Raw genomic sequence first — 17160 nt, 5'->3', positions numbered from 1 at the left:
CGTGGTCTGATCCGCGAATCGAGCGGCATTCTTGTGGCCGGTCACAAAATCTTCACACCACGGGTGTTCAGCTCGGGCTTAGCCCAAAACGAGCTGCCCGCGTATTTCGCAAACAGGTCCGGCGGAATGCAAGGTTTGCGTTCACGATACTCGACCTTCTCTCTGACCTTGTGCAAACCGGGCATGCCGAGAAGCGCATCGTAGTCGGGCTCATCGTAGATCACGTTGTTCAAGTCGTGCGCGAACCAGGGCTCGCCGAGCTCGTCATAGAGCTTTCTCAGCGTTCGTTCGGGCTCTTTCACCAGGTGTTCATACGGGATGATGATCAGGCGCTTGGCTTCGTCGCCAAACCAGGCTTCCCGCAGCGTGCTCCACGGAAGGCCGATCAGCCCGTTCTCCGAATTCATCAGCATGTCCACGCGTGAATAGACGGAGCCACCGGGTTGAAAATTGAACATCCGCGATAGCTGTAGCGGGTTCTGAGCGAGCATTTTCTCGATGCTGTCAATAATCCAACCGATGTCTCGAACGCAGCAGACGAGGCGCGATTGCGGATACAGCTCGCGCAGCAGCGCCGAGCGGGCCGTCCACGTTCGATTCGTGTCAAAAATGACGTGCTCCGGCTCTACATGGGGATAGTATGCGTCAAACACGCCGCGCAACATGGCGGCGCGCTTGGGATCGTCGAAGAAGACACTGAACTCGCCACCGCACATTTTCTGATGAAGCACGCCGCACAGCGAGGCGACCGGGCTCGTCATCGCTACGCGAAAGCGCGGGTTTTGGCGCAGGAGCGCGCACAGTAAAGTCGATCCTGAACGGGGCAGGCCCGAGATCAAATGCAATCGGTGAACCATGCGGCTCCTTGTTGGCGAGAGGTTAGTTAAAAATCAATGGCTGCTGGCAGCAAGCGTGACGAGATGAGGGTCGGCCGCTTGGGCGATATGGGTCATCGCCGCGGCGTGCTGTGCGTTGAACGCCGCCATGCTTGCAACCATCTGGCCGAGCTGATTCGAGATCCACGCCTGCATCCCAGCTTCGCCGGCAGCACTCGTCGACATCGCCGCGCTGGATTGCAACGCCCCCGAAGCCGAGCCATAGAGTGCTTTAATCCCGGCGAGGTCGGTGCTATCCAACGTTCGATTGCTTGACGTCAGCTCGTAATACATGATCGAGTTGCTGTCCGTGTCATCGGCCAACCCCAGGGCATGACCGATTTCATGCAGCAGCGCCTCCTCCAGCGTCGCGTTGGTCCCGGTGTAAGTCTGCGTTCCATTGCTGCCGGCAATCAGCCCATCTTGCTTCGGATCTTCGAGTTCGATCGTGGCGCCCGAAATCACACCGGACGCGCTCTTCGAGCGTGTATAACCCACTATTCCCGAAGTCGCCGTATTGAGGTCGCCCAGATCAATCCGGATATCTGCGCTAGAAGTGTTCGACACCTCTTCGAACTTCAGCCCCGACGCCAATGCCCAAGTCGCAAACGCTTGCTGCACATCGCTGCCGTATTGCGACATATCACTGGAAACGCTCCACGTGATGACACTGCCGGCCGCCCATTTTTCGCCTGTACCGATTGCCACACCCGAACCTGCCGTCGGCGCCTGATGCGCTGTTTCATCGGCCCTATAAAGTGCACGCTCGGCTGCGGCGGCACCAGCCAAATTGCCATGTCTCAAGTCGTATTGGGCGATCGACCCGATATCGTGACCGATTGCAGCAGACACTACCGCGCTCGAACCAGCCACGCCGTATCCGTAATATCCGCCACCACCGCCGTATCCGTATCCACCGGTGGGTGCGCCGCCATCGCCACCCCCGATGCCAGGCCCGGACAAGGTATCGCTGCCGTTCGTATCGTACGTATCTCCACCGCTAACGGCATTACCGTCCAAGACGTCGCCACTGCCGCCGGTCACGTCTATAGACGAGTCCGCACCAATGTTGATGGTGTCGCTGCTGCCGTTGACTTGCAGCCCGGTGTTGGACTGCGTAACGATGCTGTCTCCGGTGCCGGAAACGTTGTAGCCCGTACCGCCGAGAAGGCCAAGATAATCACCGGAGCCGCCTAATCCAACAGAATCGCTGCCGCCCGATAGGTTGAAACTGCTCCCTCCGGTCGTATCGATGGTGTCTCCCGTACCGCTTACGCTGTCTGAGCCACCCGATAGGCCCAGATAATCGCCCGAGCCACCCAGGCCGACGGAGTCGCTGTTGCCTGAGACATTGAAGCTCGTGCCGCCCGTCGTGTTGATGGTATCGCCGCTTCCGCTCACCGACAGGCCCGTGCCGCCGAGCAGACCGACGTAATCGCCCGAGCCGCCGAGACCGACACTATCGCTGCTGCCGGAGAGATTGAAGCTCGTGCCGCCGGTCGTGTTGACGGTATCGCCGCTTCCGCTCACCGAAAGACCCGTGCCGCCGAGCAAAGCGACATAATCGCCCGAACCGCCGAGACCGACACTATCGCTGCTGCCGGAGAGATTGAAGCTCGTGCCGCCGCTCGTATTGATGGTATCGCCGCTTCCGCTCACCGAAAGACCCGTGCCACCGAGCAGACCGACATAATCGCCCGAGCCGCCGAGACCGATACTATCGCTGCTGCCGGAGAGATTGAAACTCGTGCCGCCGCTCGTATTGATGGTATCGCCGCTTCCGCTCACCGAAAGACCCGTGCCGCCGAGCAAACCGACATAATCGCCCGAGCCGCCAAGACCAACGCTATCGCTGCTGCCGGAGAGATTGAAACTCGTGCCGCTCGTCGTGTTGATGGTATCGCCGCTTCCGGTTACCGACAGGCCCGTCCCACCAAGCAGGTCAACATTGTCGCCCGAGCCTGACAAGCTGACACTGTCGCTACCGCCGGACAGCGTGAACGTCGAGCCGTTGGCCCCATCGATCGTGCTGTCCGATGCGGTGATGTTTTCGCCTTGCCCCGTCAAGCTCACCGAGCTGCCATTCCCAAACGAGCCGGTATCGCCATTTCCGGTGATGCTGATGGTGTCGCCCGCCCCGCCCTCGATCGTGTCATTCGAGCCAACGATCGTCACGTTTGCATTAGCCCCCAACGTAACGGTCGCATTGCTCAGGTCAATCACGTCGCCCGACGCGAAGGACCCATCAATCGTCACATTGCTGCCGCTGGCGGTGATGGTTGAATTCCCCAAATTGACGACATCACCGGCGGCAACCGTGAAGCTGTCGCCTGTGCCCGTGACCGTAGCTTGGCTGTTGGCGCCGAAGTCGAGCGAACTGCCCGATGTCGCGATCGAATCACTCTCGCCGTTCACGAAGATCGCGCTTCCGCTGCCAGCCGTGACACCGTCACCCGTGCCATCGATCTGAACGTGGTCTCCGGCTCCAACGTCGATCGTGCTGCTCGATGAGGTCACCGTATCGGTCTGGCCCGCAACGCTGATCACGCTACCGCTACCCGCGGTCGCGCTATCGTTGTTTCCGACGATCGCGAACGTGTCCTTCACCCCGCCCACGATCGAATCATTCGAACCGGAAATGGTTGCGCTACTGTCGGCGGCACCCGAAATGGAGCCGTTGCTCAGGTCGAGCACATCGCCCGACGCGAACGCACCGTTGATCGTTACGCTATTGTTGGCGGTTGAGGTAATGGTGGCACCGCTGCCCAAACCAATTGCATCGCCCGATGCGATCGTGAAGCTGTCGCCCGTTCCGGTGACCGTAGCCTGGCTACCGGCATCGAACGAGATCGAACTGCCCGACGCCGTCAATGTATCGTCCTGGCCAGCAACGCTGATGGAGCTACCGCTGGCAGCCGTGACGCTGTCGTCCGTGCCTGCGATGGCGACAGTGTCGTCGTTCGCTCCGATGATCGTGTCGCCGTTGCCTTGGGCGGTGACCGAAGTGCTGCTTGTCGCGTTCACCGCCATGTCGTTGCCGGTCACCGATAGCATGGCTCCAGCGCCCACGTCCAGCGTCGCACCATCGGTACTGGTCGATTGTACCGATGCAATTTGGCTCCCACCGATTTGCATGGTAGTCGACGATAGAATCTGATAATCGTAATCGCCGTTCGTGGAGCTCGTTACAGTCGCGCTTTCGGTACCCGTCGCGTTGGCGCCATCGAAATATTCGAAGGAAGCCATCGTGCCGCTCGGCAAGGCGCCCAGTAGCTGCTCTCGCGAACCGCCGGCGGCATAATCGATAATCATCGCGGTCTCCGTGCCCGCGCCATCTGTGCCGCTGAAGTTTTCGTCGAGCTGCGACATATTGCTCGGCAGGCCGGTGAGCTGCTGAACCTGGGAGCCGCCGCTTGCGTAGTCGATCACGTTTTCGTCGTTCACACCGCTCACGTCGTACTGCATGCTCTCGGTTTGTTTCAGCACATTGCTGCCGCTGTAGCTACTGATGTCGATCGCGCTCAGCGCGCCGTTCGTGCCGTAGACGTACGAGTAGTCGTTCGTTTGCGCCAGCACCCCATCGTCGTAGCTCGCGGTCTGCGTCAACTGGCCATTCAGGTTGTAAGTCGACTCGTTTTGCAACTGTAGCGCGTCGTTCGACAACACGCTCGTTTCCGTCTCCAGCACCTTGTCCGAACCATTGGTGATCGTCGTGTCGTAGATGTCCGAACTCGAGCCCGCAGTCGTCGTCGCGATTTGGGTAATGCCACTGTTCGCACCGGTGTCGACCACGGTCGTCAGGTTCGAGTCGGTCGCACTGTCGTACGCGGTCGCGACGGTGGCGCCGTTCGCGGCGACGGCAACGGTATCGGACACCCCAGCGGACCACGCGAGCGTGCTGCCGGATAACTTGAGGTCTCCGTTGTCGATTGAAATCGTCTGCCCGTTGGTGTCGTTTTGAATCGTGTCGTTGAAGTTGTGTCCCACGGTGACTGTCGAGCCTTCTCCTAACGCGACTGTGTCTCCGCTGCCTGCGAGGTTCAGGCTGCCGCCGGTCGTTAGGTCGATGGTGCTGTTCGAGGCGTCGGCAGTGCTGCCGGTGCCTGTGAACGTGTATTCGCCCGCGGTCGCATCCAGCGTGATGTCTTTGCCGGAAAGCGTGACGCTATCGCCCGTTGTGCCGACTACCGTACCACCGCCGCTAACACTGTCGATCGCCACGCTGGTGTTGCTGGCGAGATCGAGCGTTGTGGTCGAGCCGCCCAATTGTGCCGTTACCCCTGTTGCGCCGGACGCGACGCTCAGCGTATCGGCACCTGTATTGGTGCCGCCGAACGCGATCGTGCTGCCCGAGGCATTGCTCGACACAGAGACGTCATTGTCGACACCGTTCACGCTGGCACTTGCGCCTGCGCCTGACACGCTTACATCGTTGTGCGATCCGCTAACGTCGGCGGAGCCTGAAACATCGGTAACAACGTTGTTGTTGCCGACGATATCGGCGTTAGCGTTCATTGCCAACGTCATGGTAGCGCCGGATGCACTGACCTGATCATTGGTGCCATTCAGTGTGAAGGCGGAGCCGGAGAGCGCAGTCACCGCGAGATTCGAACCATTCAGAGTCGCACTGGTATCGCCGCTGATGTTGACTGCGCACTTGCTGGCATCTAGCGTCGCGCCACTGCCGTTAATTGAGGCGGAAATTTGACCGTTATCATCGGTCATGCTGACTTCATTGGACTCGCCGGGCAGTGGGGCGCCAACGTTTTTCATTTGCACGGTGTAGTTACCTACACTGCCGCTTAGTGAGCCAAACGTACCGTCAGAATATTGAACAACGACAGCGTTGTTGGAAGTACCGTTTACATTGGAGACGTTCCATACAGCGGTGGGGGCTGCGCCCGCCGGTGAATTGGGGATGCCCGCTACATTCGTCGCGACTGACGCGTCGTTGCCGAAATTCGCTCCTGCCGTCCCGTTGCCGTATTGATAGACGTCCGTCGGCACCCGCGCAGTGAATCCCGTGATATTGCCATTGGTGTCGACGGTCGGCACGTAAAGCGCGTTGCCGGCCTGGATGTCGACGGAGTTCATAGTAAATGTCGACTGGGGCATAATGCCATTGAAACCGATATTCAATGACGAGTTACCGGTATTCGATACATTGTATGATCCATCCGCATTCGGATTGATCCCCGCCGCGCTAGTGCCTTGAGCAAGATAATTTCCGATTGTGTCCTTATCGATGTAAACCCCAGCGGTGGTCAGAATAGCGCTCGCAAAATCGACCAACTCTGAAGCGACGAATGTCGTTCCTGCAATAGCAATGGTAATCGGACCGCCGCCGACAACCGCACTTACCGCAACGCCTTGCGACAGCATGATGGCAAAATTGCTCATCAATGAGACGTAGGCGCCAGCACCTTCCTCCGAAAGCGGGTTTATCTTATTTACCGATATGCTCACTAGATCTGCTGCGAATGCTTTCGATGCATAAACGGCGCCGACACCCGGTATCAATGCAGTCTCGGCGGCAACGGCATTCCAATATGCCGCGTTATACGCTGCCTGTAGGCCGGGGTCGCTCCGGTTCTTGCTAAGATCTGCTGCTGCCGACCGCACACTTGCAAGACCATCCACCGAGCCGAATGCGTACCCGCTTCCGTTGATAAACGGCGCCAATCCTTCCAATGTGGCCATGATATCCTCTCATTTAAGACAAATATTTGCCAAAATGTGACGAAGCTCAATGAAATATCCAATCAATAGAAATACCCACATCAAAACCAAGGCTACCCCTCTCGTGTCAGAACCAATTTTCTTGATGACCGCAATGGCAAACACAAACACAGAACAGACCGTTCCGATTGAAAAAAATGCCGCGCAAATTCCAACATAATTCATCATAAATTGAGAGCAGCCAAATGCCAAAAGACCGGTGATAAATATCAGCGTGCTCGCACATGAAACTGGCAATAAATTTGCTTTTAACATAATCGTCGATTAAAATTTACGAACAGTTACTGAAACCATTTCATCTCCCACCGACGACCTCAATAAGACCGTTCGGCAAAACAAACATCTCGCATCGAAGTCACGTTTAGAAGGAGTGCCCATAGCTCGCCTCATCATGAGCCCGGCAAAACATCCCACATCCCCAACCGCCCCAGCTTCGCGGCCAACTGCAACCGCTCCGACCTCCAATCCGTCAGTGCTTCGATCCGCTGCCGCTTCGCCTCGGCGAGCGCAGATTGCGCGTTTAGCAACTCGAGGATGCTGCCAACGCCGATCTGATATCGGCGTTGCGCCGCGGCGTACGACTGTTGCGCGACATCAAGCAGTGTCGCGCTATTCGTCACATTCTTGCCGGCCCCCTCCAGCGCTTGATAACTCGTCCACACGTCGAGTCCCACTTGCCGTCGCGCTTCGTCGAGCACATCGCGCTGCTTTTCCGCCTCGGCCTGCGCTTGATGAATGTCATAGGTGCGGCCGAAGCCTTCGAAGAACGGGATCGTCACCTGAATGCCGAGGTACCATTCGCGCGTCGTTGCCGGAACCTGCGGCACGCCGAGCTCCAGCGTCGTCGGCTGATTGTTCCAACTATATTTGGCGACGAAGCTGACCGTCGGCATGCCCTCTGCTCTCGTTTGCCGGACTTTTGCCTGCGCCGCTTCGAGCTGCGCCTCGGCAGCTGCGACGCTCGGATGAAATCGCTTCGCATCGCCGATCAAATCGGCCACCGATTCGTCGAACTCATTGTCCGGCGCCACTCCGTCAGCCACGTCCGGCAACACAACCGCCGTGTACGGCTCGGCATTCATATCCGCGGCGAGTGTGCCGAATGCCGTTTGCCAATCGCGCTCGGCCTTCGTGCGCTCGACAACGGCGTTGGCCCATGAAGTCCGCGCCTGTAGTTGATCGGTGATCGGCGCGGCACCATGATCGGCACGCATCGTGGCCGCCTTCAGGCTGTCGGCGGCTGTCTCTTCGACTTCCTTCGCCGCAACGAATGCGCCTTGTTTCGATTGCGCGGCGTAGTAGTCCTTGGCAACAGTCGCGAATGCCGCTTGCAGCGTCGCGTCCTCGTTGGCGCGGGCGGCTACGAGCAATGCGTTCGCATTGGCGAGCGCGGCTTTACGTCCGCCGAAGTCGTAGAGCACCCAGCTCAGCGAAACGCTTTCATTGCGAAGCACGCTGTTTCGATAGGTCGAATCAAACTGTGACAAACCGCTAATGGCTTCCTTCGTCTCATCGCGCGTCCCTTGCCAATTGCCGGTGACCTGCGGCAAGTAAGCCGAACGGCCCTTGCCGACCGCGGCTGCGGCGGCCTTCACGTCGGCCCAGGCTTGGCGAGTCTGGGGATTGTTGCAAAGCGCGCGCTCGACGGCTTCGGGCAATCGAAGCGGAGTCTGCATCGCACCGAACACGCACGTCCCGGTCACTGCGTCACCCTTCATCATCGCAGCCGGCGTGGCTGGAATCGCCCGCTCGGCAAAAAGTGGATCAAAGGCGCGCGCAGGCCCTACGATACAGAACAGTCTCATCCATATCGAGCAAGCAACCACCCATCGCCCCCGTATAAGCATGGACGGCCGACGATTACCGTTCACGCAGACTCTCCTCGCCAGTCTGAATCACCGGATCGAGAAAGTAATGCGCGACACTGCGCTTGCCGGTTTTGATCTCGGCCGTCACCTCCATGCCGGGAGTCAGGTTCATCCATTGATCATTCGCCAAGATTCGGTTAGTCGGTAAGCGAACACGCGCAACGAACGTCAAGCCGAGCTTCTTGTCTTGAACCGCATCGTTCGGCACCTCTACGACCTTGCCCGTCAGGTAGCCGTAGCGCGTGTAGGGAAACGCTTCGATCTTCACGACAGCCGTCTGCCCTACCTTCACGAAGCCGATGTCCTTGTTCTCGATGTTGGCTTCGACGTCAACGGAGTCGTCCGGCACGATTTCCATCAAAGATTGCGCCGTGGTCACGACACCGCCGAGCGTATGAACGGCCAACTGCTGCACCGTGCCCGATACCGGGCTCGTCAGGCTCATTAGCTTTTGACGGGTGACGGCCTTCGTTTCATCATTGCGGCTCTGCTGAAGTTGCTGCGTGGCTTTGTCCAAGTCGTCGAGTTGCGCGCGGCGAAACTCCGACATCGTTGCCGCAATATCGGCACGCTGCTCGGCGATATTCGCCGTCAATTCGTGAGCGTGGCTTTCCTGCGCCGCCAAGTCGTGCTCCTTTTGCAGCGCCGCTTGTTCTTTGTCCAGATAATCGGTTTGCGCCACGTACTTATCTTTCGCAAGCAGTCGGTATTGATTCGCCTGTTGTCGCGCGAGCGGCGCCGTCGCCTCCAAACTGGCAATTTGCTCGTGCGTCGTGGCAAGCTCGGCTTCGCGTTTGCTCAATTCAGCCCGCGAGCTGGCAACTTTGTCCTCATAGGCTCGATAAACGCCATCGGCGAAATGCTGCGCTTCGTCCATGTCCTGGCTAGACGCGCCATCAACCGGCGCAAGCAATGGGTCACCGCCGCCCGCTTGAGCCTTGAGCAGCGCTTGCGCGCGAGCGATTGCAAGCCCGGCATCGGTCTTCGCCGCCTTCGCCTTGCTCGAATCGGCAGCCGACTGTGTTGGGTCGAGCTCGATCAGCAATTGTCCGGGGGTAACGCGTTGACCATCGTGTACGAGGATGCTCCTGACCACACCAGTGACCGCCGGCTGGATGATTTTCACGCGCTCGTCTGGAATCAGCTTGCCTTTGGCAACCGCGACGATATCGAGCTGACCCAATGCGGCGATCAAAACGGCAAGCAATGCCAGCGTCACGATGATCCGCATCGCCCATTTCGGCGCGGGATGCACCGGTGTTTCGGCTAGCTCGAGATTGGCCGGCAAGAACGCGAGTTCGTGTGCCAGCCGCGGCGGCCCCTCGAACTGGTGGCGTATCGCCCATGCCGCCTTCCAGACGGCGCCGTAGCGACGCATCAGATCGGTTAGCGCCTGCACTCTGAACGATTCCAATTGCACGTTATCCGCCTAGGCATTCTGAAGAGAAATCAGGTGTGCGTAGTATCCCGCCTGATCGAGTAGTTGCTCATGCTTGCCGCGCTCAACGATGCGGCCCTTGTCCATCGCGATGATTTGATCGGCATGCCGAACCGCGGTGAGCCGATGCGCGATGATGATGACCGTACGCCCCGCGCACATCGCACGCATGTTCTGCTGGATGATGCGTTCCGTCTCGAAATCGAGCGCACTCGTGGCTTCGTCGAAGATCAGAATGCGCGGGTTCGTCACGAGTGCGCGTGCAATCGCAATGCGCTGCCGTTGTCCGCCCGACAAGTTGGAGCCGTGCTCGCCGACGACGGTGTCGTAACCCTCAGGCATCTCGGAGATGAATTCGTGTGCGCTTGCGAGCCGCGCTGCGCGGATCACCACTTCGAGCGGCGTACCCGGATCCGTGACGGCGATGTTTTCGCGAATCGTTCGATTGAACAACCGGTTTTCCTGTAGCACCACGCCGATCTGGCGGCGCAGCCAGGCCGGATCGGCAAGCGCGAGATCGATGCCGTCGATCGAGACGCGTCCATGCTCGGGGATGTAGAGCCGCTGTAGCAACTTCGTCAGCGTGCTCTTGCCCGAGCCCGAACGGCCGACGATGCCGATGATCTGCCCGGCGCGGATTTCGAGCGAGACGTCATCCAAAATTGGGGGACCGTCGGAACGATAACGAAAGCGGATGTTCTGGAAGCCGATCTCGCCTTTGACCGCCGGCAGCGCCTGACGGCTTTGCGGCAGCTCGGTGCGCGTATTGAGGATATCCCCTAGCCGCCCCATCGAGATACCGATCTGCTGGAAGTCCTGCCATAACTGCGCGAGCCGCAGCACGGGGGCGGCGACGCGCTGCGACATCATGTTGAATGCGATCAGTTCGCCGACTGAGAGCTTGCCGTCGATCACGAGCTTCGCGCCGAGATAGAGCGTGACAAGCGTGACAAGCTTGCCGACGTATTGAATCAACTGTTGGCCGACGACGCCGAGCGAGGTTACGCGAAATCCGGCTGAGACATAAGCGGCAAGCTGCGTATCCCAGCGACGCGTGAATTGCGGCTCGACGGCCATCGATTTAACGGTTTCGGCAGCGGACACCGCCTCCACAAGGAACGACTGGTTATCGGCGCTGCGTGCGAACTTCTCGTTCAGGCGCTGACGCAAGACGGGATTGAGCGTCATCGAAATGGCCGCATACACGGGCAGCGAAACAATTACGACGGTCGTAAGCCTTACGCTGTACGTGAACATCACCGCGAAGAAGATGAACGAGAAGAACAGGTCGATGACGGCCGTCAACGCCTGGCCCGTCAAGAAGTTGCGAATATTTTCGAGCTCGCGCACGCGGGCAACGGTGTCGCCCACACGTCGCGAACCAAAATAGGCAAGCGGTAGTGCCAGAAGATGCCGGAAGAGCCTCGCGCCCAGCTCAACGTCGATCCGGTTCGCCGTATGCGAGAAGACGTAGTTTCGCAGCCCCGTGAGCAATATCTCGAAGGTGGAGCTGACGAACAGGGCAATGCAAACGACGTTGAGCGTATTGAACGCGCGGTTGACAAGCACCTTGTCCATCACCACTTGAAACATCAGCGGCGAGACGAGGCCGAAGAGTTGCAGTACCGCCGATACGAGGAACACCTCCAACAGCAGACGCCGATATTTAACGACGGCTGGAATGAACCAGGAAAAGTCGAATCGAGCTAGCTCGCCGGACAGCGAAGCGCGCGATGCGAATAAGAGAAGATGTCCATCGCAGCGCGCCATCACTTCGCTTGGCGTCGTCGTCGCTGGAGCGCTTCGCCCGGCCTCGACCACGAGCGCTTTGTCGGCTGAGCACCCTGCCAAAATAAAGTGCCGGCCGTCCTTATCGAGCGCAAGCGCTGGAAAAGGCGTTTTAGCCAAACGCTCGGCTGTTACGGCGACTTTACGAGCTTTGAGTCCAAGCGAACGAGCCGCAAGCAATAACTCCCGTTCATTGAATGAATTCGATTTCATCCCGGCGGTATGCCGCAATTGGCTTGTATCCGCGGCAACGCCGTGAAAGCGCGCGATTAAGACGAGGGCGGCTAGACCCGGATCCTCGGCCAGCGTCGTTTCTTGATCTGATTCGGCCATGCAATCGTAAGGGCCAAACCGCTGAACGGTTGCGCCGCTTACCCTCGGTGAAGTTATTTTTCCCTTCCTACTGAGGCCCGGCCTCGGATAGCTCAAGAAGAACGATGAGCTGCCCCGGGGCATCAACAACATAGCATGGAATATCTGCGTTATCGACGCGAATTCTATTACACTTGATTACTTGGATAATTGCAAAAAAACAAACGATTAAAGAAAGATCCGTCTACTTTATGGAAACGTTTTTATAACTCCCGATTGATTGGAGGCGAAAAAAATATCTTCAAATGCCGCTCATTCGGGTAACGAGTAATTGCTTTTATAATTTCCTGACTATCAGGTGGCGTTTGATGTACCGACACGACGATCTGGCGATAAGCCCACATCCAGGCATACAGCACGCCGAATGTCTCATATCCGGTCGTCACCACATAGGTCGGTGAAAGTACAAGTCGCGGGTAGCTTCGTAGTTCGGCGACCCTGGCCCGTCGATATCCTCTGTTGGAAGTATGAGGTGACCCACCTGGCGATGGAGGGGGATATCCGTCCCAAGAAAAATGGCGCATCTCCGCGAACCGAGCATACCGCGATCATCGATTGCGTCGCCCCCCTCCAGGCTCCCTTTCGTATTCTGGCGCCCTCTACCACCCACCGCCGAGCGCCTTGAACAAGTCCACGCGCGCCGCATTCAACGACACCGCGGAATCCGCCAACGCAGCCTGCGCCGCTACGCGATCTCGGCTCGCATCGAGCAATTCGAGCTGCGAGATATTGCCTGCCCGATAGCGGTCGTTTGCCAGCTCATAAGCGCGGCGCGTACGAGCGTCCGCTTGTTCTAGCGACGCATAACGCCGCTGCTGCGCCCCGAGGCTCGTCAGCGCCTGTTCGACTTCACGCAGCGCCGTCAACACCGCCCCATCGAAACTCGCGAGCGACGCCTGCGTTTGCGCCCTCGCTTGCTTGACCCGCGCGCGCGCCACGCCGATGTTCGGAAAACTCCAGCTTAGCGCGGGACCGACGCCGAACGTCCAAGCGGGCGTCGCGACGCTGCCGCTCGACGTCCCGCCGCGTAAATAGCTCACGGCTCCGTTGAGCGAAAAGCGCGGATAGAGATCGGCCACCGCCACGCCGATACTCGCCGTATCGGCCGCGAGCTTCCGCTCGGCTTGGCGCACGTCGGGGCGGCGTCGCAACAGCGCCGCGCCGTCTTCGACGGGGATCGGTCCGGCAAGTTTCGGCGGGTGCGTGCACTCCGCCGCGGTGGCCGGCACCTCCGCCGGGGTCGCCCCGACCAGCGCCGCCAGCGCGAACAACGCGTTTTGCCGCTGCGCTTCGAGAGGCGGTAAGGTTGCCTCGGTGCTGGCGAGCGACGCCCCCGCACGTTCCGCATCGAACGTAGAGGCAGCGCCCGCGTCGACTTGCCGTTGCGTCAGCGTCAACGTCTCGCGCGCGATGTCGATCGACGCATGCGCCGCGGCAACCGATTCCGCGAGCGAACACGCCGCCACGTAATTGCGCGTCGTCTCGGCCGCCACCATCGCGCGCACGGCGTCGCGCGATGCTTCGGCCGCTTGAACGTTCGCGCGCTCGGATTCGACGCTGCGCCTCACCCGGCCCAACAAATCGATCTCCCAAGAAACCGCGAACGCGCCCGCCGAGGTCCATTGCTTGTTGGGCAACGGCAAGGCCTGCCCCGCAGACGACGCATTATTGCCGTACGACTTCGACGCCGAAATCTGCGTAGACGGCAACTGGGCGGTATCGACTTCGGACAACACACCCCGCTCGCGCTCGAGATTCGCCACGGCGACGCGCAAATCGGTATTGGCGGCGAATGCGCGCTCGACGAGCGCATCGAGATTGGCGTCGTCGTATAACCGCCACCAGTCATGCGGCAACGGCGCGGTAGTGGCGGTATCGCCGGTGCTTAAAAACGCGCCGTTTGCCTGCGCGGGCGGTTTAGGCGCCACGTAATCGGGGCCGACGGCGCACCCGCCGGCCGCCAATGCGCAGAGCAGCGCGGGCAATAACGCAACACGCGGGTTACGCATGGCTCGACACCTCGCGCTCGAGTTCTTGGGCACGCGTCGACATGGCATGCTGACGATGGTCCTTGGCGATGAGGCTATAGATCGTCGGCAGCACGAACAGCGTAAAGAGCGTCCCGACGAGCATGCCCGCGACAACGACGATACCGATCGCGAACCGGCTCGCGGCGCCGGCGCCGCCCGCGAATAGGAGCGGAATCAACCCGGTCACCATCGCGGCCGTCGTCATCAAGACGGGCCGCATCCGGATGACGGCCGCTTTCAAAATGGCCTGGGCCGGACCCACTGCTTCGCGCAGTTGGATGTCGTTCGCGAACGAGACCATGAGGATGCCGTGCTTCGAGATCAATCCGATCAGCGTGACGAGTCCGATCTGCGTATAAATGTTCAGCGTCCCGAAGCCGAGCCATAGCGGCACGAGCGCACCGCAAACGGCAAGCGGTACCGTCACCAGAATGACGAGCGGATCGCGCAGGCTTTCGAACTGGGCGGCCAGTACCAGAAAGATGACGACGAGCGCGAAACAGAACGACACCGTCAACCGATTGCCCTCCGTGACGAATTGACGGCTATCGGAAAGCCAATCGATTTTCGCGCCGGGCGGAAGCGGCTGACGTTCGAGAAAATCGACGGCTTGGCCCATCGTCACGCCCGGCAAGAGCACGCCCGATAACGTGACCGCGTTCATTTGATTGAACTGCGGTAGCCGGTTGGCCGCCGGTGCCACCTGCACGTCGACGACCGTAGACAGCGGCACGAGCTTGCCCGACTGCGCGCGCACGTAATAGCCGGTCAAATCGCCCGGCGCGCGACGATCGCGCTGGGGTACCTGGGCGATCACATCATAGGAACGATCGAACCAATTGAAGCGATTGATATAGTTTTCGCCGACGAGCGTGGCCAGCGTGGAGGCGATATCCGACATGGCGATTCCCATCTCGCCGGCCTTCGTCGCATTGATCGTCAAATGCGCCTGGGGGCTGTCGAATGCGACGTCGCTATCGACGAACGCGAATAGCCCACTGCCCCAGGCCGCGCCTTTAATGCCTTCCATCGCGCCGTACAGCGTGGCGAAGTCAGTCGGTGCGCGCACGACCATTTGTACCGGAAGTCCACCGCTTCCGGCCGGCAAGGCGGGCGGCTGAAACGCCGTGACGAATGCCCCTGTAATACCGGCGCTGCTTTGATTCAATGCGGCCTGCACTTGTCCCGCCGATTGAGCGCGCGTGGACCACGGTTTCAGCACGATGCCGCCGAAACCGTTGTTCTGCCCGTCGCTGCCGTTATAAAGAAAGCTGCTGTGATAGTCCGAAAACCGTCGGAATACCGCCTCGACCCGCGACGACACTTGCTCGGTGTAGTGCACGTTCGCATACTGGGGCGCCTTCGTCTGAACGAATACGTAGCCCTGGTCCTCGGTAGGCGCGAGTTCGCGCTGTACGCCGAGAAACATGAATACGATACCCGCGAGCACGGCCACGCAAACGAGCAGCACGGCCGCGCGCGCGTGCAGCGTTCGCGCGAGTAAGTTGCCGTAGCGTCGGGTGAGCCCCTGCACGATATGCTCGACGCGCTTGGCCAGGTAGCCCTCGCTGAGCTTCGAGCTAAGCAGGAAGCTGCTCATCATCGGCGAGAGGGTCAGCGCGATGACGCCCGAGACGATCACCGCGCAGGCGAGCGTAAAGGCGAACTCCTTGAACAGCGCCCCCGTGAGCCCGCCCATGAGCCCGATCGGCGCATAAACGGCTGCCAACGTGATGGTCATGCCGATGACGGGCCAGATGATCTCCCGGGCGCCGAGCAATGCCGCACGCGCGGGGGAAAGACCGTCTTCGATGTGCCGATGGATGTTCTCGACGACGACGATCGCATCGTCCACGACGAGCCCGATCGCGAGCACCATCGCCAGCAACGTCAAGAGGTTCAACGAAAACCCGCAAACGAGCATGAGCGCCGCCGTGCCCACCAATGACAGCGGAATCGTGATGATCGGAATGACGACCGCGCGTAGCGTGCCAAGAAATAGGAAGATGACGAGCACGACGATGACGATCGCCTCGATCAAGGTATGAATGACTTCCTCGATCGAAGCGTTGACGAAGCTCGCGGTGTCGAACGCATTGACGATTTTCAAGCCCGGCGGCGCCGCGCGCTGGAGGTCGGGCAACAGCTTGTCCACGCCGGCTACGATCGTGAGCGGATTGCCGTCCGGCGTCGGCGAAATCGCCAACGCAACCGACGGCGCGCCGTTGTAAAAGAAGCTGCTGTCGTAGTTTTCGCCGCCGATCTCGACAGTGGCCACATCCGACAAACGCACGACGCTGTTCGCGGTGTGCTTGATCACCATCTCGCGGAAACCCGCGATGCTGCGCATATCGGTCGAGGCCGTAATCGGCACCACGGTGCCCGCGCCCTTCAGCGCGCCCGGTGCCGCCTGCACGTTGTTGGCGCGCAGCGCATCGGCGAGATCGCTGGCCGCGAGGCCATGCGCGGCCAGCTTGACGGGATCGACCCACAGCCGCATCGCGATCGTTTGCCCGCCGACGATATCGGCCGATGCGACGCCCGGCACGGACGTAATCAACGGTTGCGCGACGCGCGTGATGAAGTCGGTGATCTGAGGAATCTTGTCCTTGTCGCCGACGAACGCCAGATACTGCACGGCGGAGACCCCGTCCGTTACCTTGCCGATGACGGGATCGTAAGCGTCGCGCGGCAGCTTGTATTTCACTTGTTGGATCTTCGCGAGCACTTCTGTCATCGCGCGATCGGCATTGGCGTTCAATATGAGCTTCGCCTTGATCTCGCTGCGCCCTTGCGTGGACGTAGACGTCAAATACTCGATGCCGTTCGCGGACGCGATCGCCTGCGCGATCGGCGTCGTCACGAAACCTTGCATCACCTCCTGGCTCGCGCCGGGATACAGCGTCGTAACCGTGATCGTCGCGCTTTCCATCTTCGGATATTCGCGCGTCGGCAGCGATACGAGCGAAGCGATACCGGTCAGCAGAATCAGCAAGCTCAGCGTGACCGAGAGAATCGGGCGCTGGATGAACAAGTCGGTGAATTTCATC

General features: G+C 59.8%; 7 protein-coding genes. All 7 read right to left on the bottom strand.

The annotated features are described in order from the left end of the window. Positions 1-41: 41 nt before the first annotated feature. Positions 42-857 (bottom strand): sulfotransferase family protein, encoded by an 816-nt coding sequence (locus AB1286_RS25655; RefSeq protein WP_430366044.1) that lies wholly within the window; start codon positions 855-857, stop codon positions 42-44. A gap of 33 nt (positions 858-890) precedes the next feature. After that, entirely contained in the window at positions 891-6575 is a 5685-nt protein-coding gene (locus AB1286_RS25650) for a beta strand repeat-containing protein (protein WP_430366043.1), read from the bottom strand. Positions 6576-7003: 428 nt separating this feature from the next. Further along, entirely contained in the window at positions 7004-8332 is a 1329-nt protein-coding gene (locus AB1286_RS25645; protein WP_430366042.1) for a TolC family protein, read from the bottom strand. A 142-nt stretch (positions 8333-8474) separates the two neighbouring features. Beyond that, positions 8475-9896, bottom strand: coding sequence for an HlyD family type I secretion periplasmic adaptor subunit (locus tag AB1286_RS25640; protein ID WP_430367315.1), 1422 nt, complete (start codon positions 9894-9896; stop codon positions 8475-8477). A 15-nt stretch (positions 9897-9911) separates the two neighbouring features. After that, positions 9912-12041 carry a type I secretion system permease/ATPase gene (locus AB1286_RS25635; protein ID WP_430366041.1) on the bottom strand — a complete coding sequence of 710 codons (2130 nt, stop codon included), beginning with the start codon at positions 12039-12041 and terminating at the stop codon, positions 9912-9914. A gap of 638 nt (positions 12042-12679) precedes the next feature. Beyond that, the gene (locus AB1286_RS25630; RefSeq protein ID WP_430366040.1) at positions 12680-14089 is read right to left on the bottom strand and encodes an efflux transporter outer membrane subunit; all 1410 of its coding nucleotides are present in this window, start codon (positions 14087-14089) and stop codon (positions 12680-12682) included. After that, positions 14082-17159: an efflux RND transporter permease subunit gene (locus tag AB1286_RS25625; RefSeq protein ID WP_430366039.1), complete on the bottom strand. Its 3078-nt coding sequence runs from the start codon at positions 17157-17159 to the stop codon at positions 14082-14084. Before AB1286_RS25625 ends, AB1286_RS25630 begins: the two co-directional genes overlap by 8 nt. Between the last annotated feature and the right edge of the window lies 1 nt (position 17160).

Source organism: Trinickia sp. NRRL B-1857, assembly GCF_050470685.1.
Lineage (GTDB): Bacteria > Pseudomonadota > Gammaproteobacteria > Burkholderiales > Burkholderiaceae > Trinickia.
Note: the sequence above shows the minus strand (reverse complement) of the source record. Positions and strands in the feature narration are given on the sequence as shown.

Excerpts from the sequence above, each read along its gene's own strand:
- AB1286_RS25655 (WP_430366044.1), bottom strand. The coding sequence starts at position 857 with ATGGTTCACCGATTGCATTTGATCTCGGGCCTGCCCCGTTCAGGATCG.
- AB1286_RS25650 (WP_430366043.1), bottom strand. The coding sequence starts at position 6,575 with ATGGCCACATTGGAAGGATTGGCGCCGTTTATCAACGGAAGCGGGTAC.
- AB1286_RS25645 (WP_430366042.1), bottom strand. The coding sequence starts at position 8,332 with ATGAAGGGTGACGCAGTGACCGGGACGTGCGTGTTCGGTGCGATGCAG.
- AB1286_RS25635 (WP_430366041.1), bottom strand. The coding sequence starts at position 12,041 with ATGGCCGAATCAGATCAAGAAACGACGCTGGCCGAGGATCCGGGTCTA.
- AB1286_RS25630 (WP_430366040.1), bottom strand. The coding sequence starts at position 14,089 with ATGCGTAACCCGCGTGTTGCGTTATTGCCCGCGCTGCTCTGCGCATTG.
- AB1286_RS25625 (WP_430366039.1), bottom strand. The coding sequence starts at position 17,159 with ATGAAATTCACCGACTTGTTCATCCAGCGCCCGATTCTCTCGGTCACG.